General features: G+C 74.3%; 4 protein-coding genes. 1 reads left to right on the top strand and 3 read right to left on the bottom strand.

Going from position 1 to position 5,978, the window contains the following annotated elements:
• Positions 1-127 precede the first annotated feature (127 nt).
• Positions 128-967, top strand: coding sequence for a PIG-L family deacetylase (locus tag G3I42_RS28100; RefSeq protein ID WP_164290564.1), 840 nt, complete (start codon positions 128-130; stop codon positions 965-967).
• 67 nt (positions 968-1,034) lie between these two features.
• Here the strand turns inward: G3I42_RS28100 and G3I42_RS28095 are convergent, their stop codons facing one another.
• The 3 genes from G3I42_RS28095 to G3I42_RS28085 all read right to left on the bottom strand — a co-directional run.
• The gene (locus tag G3I42_RS28095; RefSeq protein ID WP_164290562.1) at positions 1,035-1,541 is read right to left on the bottom strand and encodes a hypothetical protein; all 507 of its coding nucleotides are present in this window, start codon (positions 1,539-1,541) and stop codon (positions 1,035-1,037) included.
• A 16-nt stretch (positions 1,542-1,557) separates the two neighbouring features.
• Positions 1,558-2,331, bottom strand: a complete 774-nt coding sequence (locus G3I42_RS28090) for a polysaccharide deacetylase family protein (protein WP_164290560.1) — start codon at positions 2,329-2,331, stop codon at positions 1,558-1,560.
• 164 nt (positions 2,332-2,495) lie between these two features.
• On the bottom strand, positions 2,496-5,978 hold a 3,483-nt coding region (locus G3I42_RS28085; protein ID WP_164290558.1), incomplete at its 5' end, for a hypothetical protein.

Raw genomic sequence — 5,978 nt, 5'->3', positions numbered from 1 at the left:
GCCCCGCAGGCCCCGCCCCGCCCGCGCCCCGTCCCCGTCCCGCCCGCGCCCTCCCATCTGCCAGGATGAGGAAGCGTGCCGTATGTGCGGGACAGGACCGAGTAGTGGTGCGGAAGGACTGTTTTTCATGACTGGGAACGACCGGGCCTTGACGCTCATGGCGGTGCACGCGCATCCCGACGACGAGGCCACCGGGACCGGCGGGGTGCTCGCGAAGTATGCGGCGGAGGGGATTCGTACCGTGCTCGTGACCTGTACCGACGGGCGGTGCGGGGACGGGCCCGGGGGCGTCAAGCCGGGGGACGAGGGGCATGACCCGGCGGCCGTGGCTGCGATGCGCCGCGAGGAACTCGACGCGAGTCGCGAGGTGCTGAAGATCAGCGATCTGGAGCTGCTCGGCTACGGCGACTCCGGGATGATGGGGTGGGCGAGCAACGAGGCGCCCGGCGCGTTCTGGCAGACGCCCGTGGACGAGGCCGCCGCGCGGCTCGCCGAGCTGATGCGGCACTACCGGCCGGACGTCGTCGTCACCTACGACGAGAACGGCTTCTACGGGCACCCCGACCACATCCAGGCCCACCGCGTCACGATGGCTGCGGTGGAGCTGAGCGGCCTGACGCCGAAGGTGTACTGGACGACGACGCCCCGCTCCGCGATGCGGCACTTCGGCGAGACGATGCGCGAGTTCGCACCGGACATGCCGGAGCCCGACCCCGAGGAGCTTGCCGCGATGGCGGAGATCGGGCTGCCGGACGAGGAGATCACCACGTGGGTGGACGTCACCGGGTTCAGTGACCAGAAGTTCGACGCCCTGGCCGCGCACGCGAGCCAGGGCGACAACATCTTCTTCCTCCGGATGGGCAAGGAGCGGTTCGGGGAGCTGATGGGGACGGAGACGTTCCTGCGGGTCAGGGACACGACGGACGCCGACGTGCCGGAGGACGACCTCTTCGCGGGGCTGCGGTGAGCGGACCGGGCGTGCGGCTGCGGTGAGCAGTTCGTACGTACGGCGGTGACCGGCCCCCGCGCCGCCCTCACCGCCCGGCCCCCGGCGGCTCCCCTCCGGGCTCCGTCGGGTCCGTGAGGACGGCGCGGGCCTTCGCCATGAAGGCCGTCTTGCTCGCCTCCAGGTGCTCGTTGACCTCCGTGTCGCCGATCTCGCGCCACACCGCCTGGTTGAGCGCCCGGGCGTAGGTGCGGGCGGGGGCGTCGAGGGCCGGGGGGCACAGGAGGGTCATGTGGCGTTCGGCGATCCACAGGGCGGTCATGGCGTCACCGGCCCGCTGTCGCCACTCCATGTCCTCGCCCCAGACGTCCGGGCGGGTGTACGCGGCGCGTTCGGCTTCCTGGGCGCGGGCGAGGAAGTCCTTGACGGCCCCGAGCCGTTCGGCGCGGCGGGACTCGCTCGTGGCCGTGATCAGCCGGCGTTCCTCGGACCGGTCGGCGGAGCGCTGAGTGGCGCGCTGGGAGAGCGCGGTCAGGCCGGCGCCGAGCGCCACGCCCGTCAGGGACAGGGCCGAGGCCCAGAGCTCCGTGCTCACGGGTGTGTCACCTGCCTCACCGGACCGGGAAACCGAACGCGTAGCCCTGCTGCTTCAGCCAGGGCAGGACCTCGCGGAGGGCTGCCAGGGTTTCGGCGCGGTCGCCGCCCGCGTCGTGGAAGAGGATCGTGGGGCCGTTGGGGAGTTCGCTCTTGACCGTCGCGACGATGGCCGCCACGCCGGGGTGTTCGAAGTCCTTCGTGTCGACGTTCCAGCCGAGGGGGCGCATGCCGTGGGAGGCGGCGAGGTTGCGGCTGTACGGGGTGAAGGCGCCGCCGGGGGCGCGGTAGTACTGGGGGTGGACGCCGCCGGACGCCTTGGTGATCATGCGTTCGGCGTCGAGGATCTCCTTGGCCTGGTAGGCCTCGGACTTGTGGTCCATGGCGGTGTCGTGCGAGATCGTGTGGTCGCAGAGCCGGTGGCCGTCCGCGACGACCTGCTTGACGAGGTCCGGGTACGCCTGGGCCTGGGTGCCGACCATGCAGAACGTCGCCTTGACGCCGTACTCCTTGAGGACGGCCAGGACCTGCGGCGTCCAGGTGGGGTCGGGGCCGTCGTCGATCGTGATGTTGACGCCGCGGGGGCCCTTGTCGGAGGCGTGCGCGATGTCGATCGCGACCTTCTCGGGCTTCTTCGCGGCGTGTGTCGCGGACGCGCTCGGGTGCGGTGCCGGGCCCGAGAGGGTGTCGGCCTGCGCGGTCCACAGCGAGGTGACCGCGGCGAGCGCCGAGACGCCGAGCACCGCCGCGACCCACTTCCCGCGCCAGCCCTTTTCCCTGTGCCGTGCCATCCCCGCCACCCGCCCCTCACGTCGCCGCCGTTGCCGTGCCCCCATCTAGTCACACGTCTGGCCTGCGGAGATACCCCGGTTACCGGACGCGGACAAAGCTGCGAGGGGGCGGCGACATACGGGGGAGAACGGCGACACGGCGGCGGGGCGGGGCCCCGTGGTTCTCACGTACGGTCCTCCCCCGCCGCCGGGACCGCCCGGTTCTCCCGCGCCGCCGCGATCACCCGTTCCAGCCCCGCGAGCCGGTCCGCGAGCCGGTCGGCGAGGAGCGCCACCGCTCGGCCCACCGGGTCGTCTCCCGTCCCGACGAGCGCGCTCCTCCTGCGTTCCGCCTCGCACAGCGCCTCCCACCGGGACTGGTCCTGCGGGGTCGGATTGCCTTGCAGGTGGGCGAGTTTGAGGAGGTTGGCCTCTGCCTCGGGGCCCAGGGTCTGGGCCTCCGCGCGGTAGTGGTCGGTGACGAGGGCGTCGACTTCCGCGGGGGTCATGCCGGCGGTGACGCGGGCGGCGATCTTGTTCATGTCGCGGTAGGAGCCCTGGAGTTGGAAGCGGGGCTCGGTGCGCGCCGCTCCCGTGCGGGCCGCCGAGGCGATGTACGCGGCGTTGACCCGCAGGAGCGTCGTACGGGCGCGGGCGAGGTGGCCCAACACCGCCCCAATTTCGGCGCGTTCGACGGGACCGTAGGCGTGTTCCGTCGCCGTGTCGGCGAGCAGCGCGGGGATGTCGGCGGGCGCGCGCGAGGCGAGCGGGGCGAGGGAGGGGTGGGCGGTGAGGGCGTTCTCCAGGAAGCTGAGCGCGAAGGCGTCCTCCTTGCCGCGCAGGACGTCGCCGAGGTTCCACACGTCCGCGCGGCTCGCGAGCATGTCGGGGACGTGGAAGGACTCCCCGGACTCCGTGTACGGGTTGCCGGTCATGACGACGGCGAAGCGCTTGCCGCGCAGGTCGTGCCCGTCGAGGGTGCGGCTCGTGTCGCACAGCGGGATGAACTGCTGGAGCAGGCGCGGCGAGAGGTGCTGGATGTCGTCGACGTGGAGCAGCACGTTGTTGCCCGCCGTGAGCGCGAAGCGCAGTTTCTCCAGTTCGCGCCGGGCGCCCTCGTCGGGGGCGCGGCCGGGGTCGAGCGACGTGGTCGCGGCGCCGAGCGCGGGGCCGTCGACGCGGACGTGGAGCAGGCCGAGGCGCGCGGCGATCCAGCCGGTGAGGGTCGTCTTGCCGTAGCCGGGCGGCGAGAGGAGCAGGAGGAGGCCGCCGCGGTCGGTGCGGCGGTCCGCGCCGGCGGTGCCGAGCTGCTTGGCGAGATTGTCGCCGACGAGCGGCAGGTACACCTCGTCGACGAGCCGTCCCCGTACGAACGAGCCCGCCACGCGCGGTACGTAAGCGTCGAGGCCGAGTTCCGCGCGGGCCCGCGCGAGGTAGCGGGTGCGGTGGCGCTGGTAGGCGCGGAAGGCGGGGGCCGTGGTGGTGCGGAAGGTGTGGGTGCGGGACAGGAACTCGTCGATGCGGAGCGGGAGTTCGCGGCCTCCGGTGGGGCTGGGGGTGAGGCGGGGGTGGGTGCCGAGGAGGCCGGTGACGGTGGTGGACTGGGGCGTGGTGCCGGGGTCGGGCGGTCGCGGCGCGCGGGCCTGGCCGGAGGGGGCCGGGCCGTACGTTTCGGGGGCGCACAGTTCGAGGGCGACCGCCTCGGCCAGGTCGCCGTCCGTCGCGGGACCCGGCTCGCGGTCCGTCCCGCCCCGTACGTACGCCTCCAGCCACCCGCGCACGAGAGCCGCCGCGCCCTCCGGGTCGTCCGCCGCCAGCCGTGCGCGCACCTCCTCGGCGTACGGGGCCGTGCCGACGTGCGCGCGGAAGCCCGCGAGCAGGGCGCGCGCTCCCGGGCCCGTCACGAACTCCGCCTCTTCGGCCGCGAGTTGTTCGATCAGGTACGTGGCGGCCTCCTCGCTCAGGCCGTCACCCCAGACGCCGCTGCCCGTCCGCTCGGCGAGGCGGGCGCGGAGGGCCGTGAGGGCGCCGGGTTCGACGCCGAAGGTGTCGCGGGCTCGGGTCAGGGACACGCAGGTGCGGGCGAGCGCGGCGCGGTCCTCGGGGCCGTACGTCCAGTACAGGCGGGCGGCGGCACGGTCGGCGGCGGGGTGGCGCAAGCGCCCTGCGGAGAGGGCGAGTTCGAGGAGGGCTTCGAGGACGAGGGCGGCGTCGTGGTCGTGCACGCCGGGCTCGTGGCCCTCGTCGTACGCGGCGGCGGCCTCCTCGCGTACGAGGGCGGCGCGCTCCTCGGCCGTCCGCGCGGCGAGCGCTGCCGGGCCGTGTGCGGCGAAGAGGCGTGCGGCGAGGTGTTCGGCGCGGTAGACGTCGGTGTTCTCGCTCGGCAACTCCTGTGACCAGAAGTCGGGTTGTGAGGTGAGGACAGGGTCGGTGACGGGGGTGCGGTGGTCGGTTCCGGTGAGGGCGAGGACGAGTCCGTCGCCCTCGGGGACGTCGCCCCCGGGCGCCGGGACGAGGGTCAGGACGGGGGTCTCGCGGGTGACCGCGAAGCGGTGGCGGCCGAGGCGGACCGTCGCGCCGTCGTCCTCGTACAGGTCGCCGCGGTCGCGCAGGGCGCGGCGCGCCTCCTCGTGGACGGCGGCGAGCCGGGCCTCCAGCTCGTCGGCCCGTACGGAGTCGCCGAGTTCGCGCAGGTTCCGCACGACGTCCCGCACCTTGAGGGGCATCGGGTCCGAGGCGAAGTACGCGGCGAGCGCGGCCGGTTCGCGTGCGGTGGCGGCACGGCGGGCGACCGTGGCGAGGAGGGCGCGGGCCGAGTCGGCGAGGCGTTCGGCGCGGCGGGCGCGGGCGTCGCGCAGGCTCTGGCCGCGACCGGCGAAGGCGTCGCTCACCTCGGCGCGCTTCTCGGTGAGCGCCGCCAGGAAGGCGTCGTGCCCGGCGAAACGGGCCTCAAGACCTTCGAGGCGCGCGAGCAGCGCGGTGAGCCCGCTGTCGCAGTCCTCGGGGGTGTCCGCCGCGGCGAGCGCGCCCGTCACGGCCTGCCCGAAGAGGGCGAACTCGGCGGCGAAGGCGTCCTGTTGCTCCGCCTCGCCCAGCTCCGCCGCGCGTCCGGCGGCGAGCGCCCGGGCGCGGTTGAGGCCGCCGAGGAGACCGGTCACGCGGTGCAGGACGCGGGTGCGGGCGGTGGCCTCGGTACCTTCGAGCGAGGTGAGGGTCTCGGTGAGGGAGCGGAGCCCGGCGGCGAGGTCGTCGATTTGTTCCGTCAACTCGACCGCAGCTGAGGCATGTTCAAGGGCGCGGGCCTCGGCCTCGTAGGCGGCGAGTTGTTCCTCCTGGGCCGTGAAGGCGGCCGTGTCCTCCAGGGCGGCGAGGGCGCGGCGGGCGGTCGTGTCGAGACCCTGCCCGGTCTCGGCGGCGAGCGCGTCGACGGCCGCCGTGTCCACGTGGCGCAGCCCGGCGAGCGCGAGCACGGCGCCCTGCGCGCGGCGCAGCTCCGTGAGCCGCTCGACCCACGTGAAGACGCCGGAGGCGGGCTCGCCCGCGACGCGGCGCAGCAGTCCCCGTACCTCCTCGGCGGCGCGCGCGACCTCGGCTGCCGACTCGGCGGCGAGCGCCCGCACGGTCGCGTACGACTCCAGCGTCCGCCGCGCCGCTTCCCGCACCTCGCG

The sequence above is a fragment of the Streptomyces sp. SID11385 genome, assembly GCF_010548245.1.
Lineage (GTDB): Bacteria > Actinomycetota > Actinomycetes > Streptomycetales > Streptomycetaceae > Streptomyces.
This window is presented reverse-complemented; position numbering and strand designations above follow the sequence as displayed.

What these genes read in the sequence shown, in the direction of transcription:
- G3I42_RS28100 (WP_164290564.1), top strand. Translation starts at nt 128, where the DNA reads ATGACTGGGAACGACCGGGCCTTGACGCTCATGGCGGTGCACGCGCAT.
- G3I42_RS28090 (WP_164290560.1), bottom strand. Translation starts at nt 2,331, where the DNA reads ATGGCACGGCACAGGGAAAAGGGCTGGCGCGGGAAGTGGGTCGCGGCG.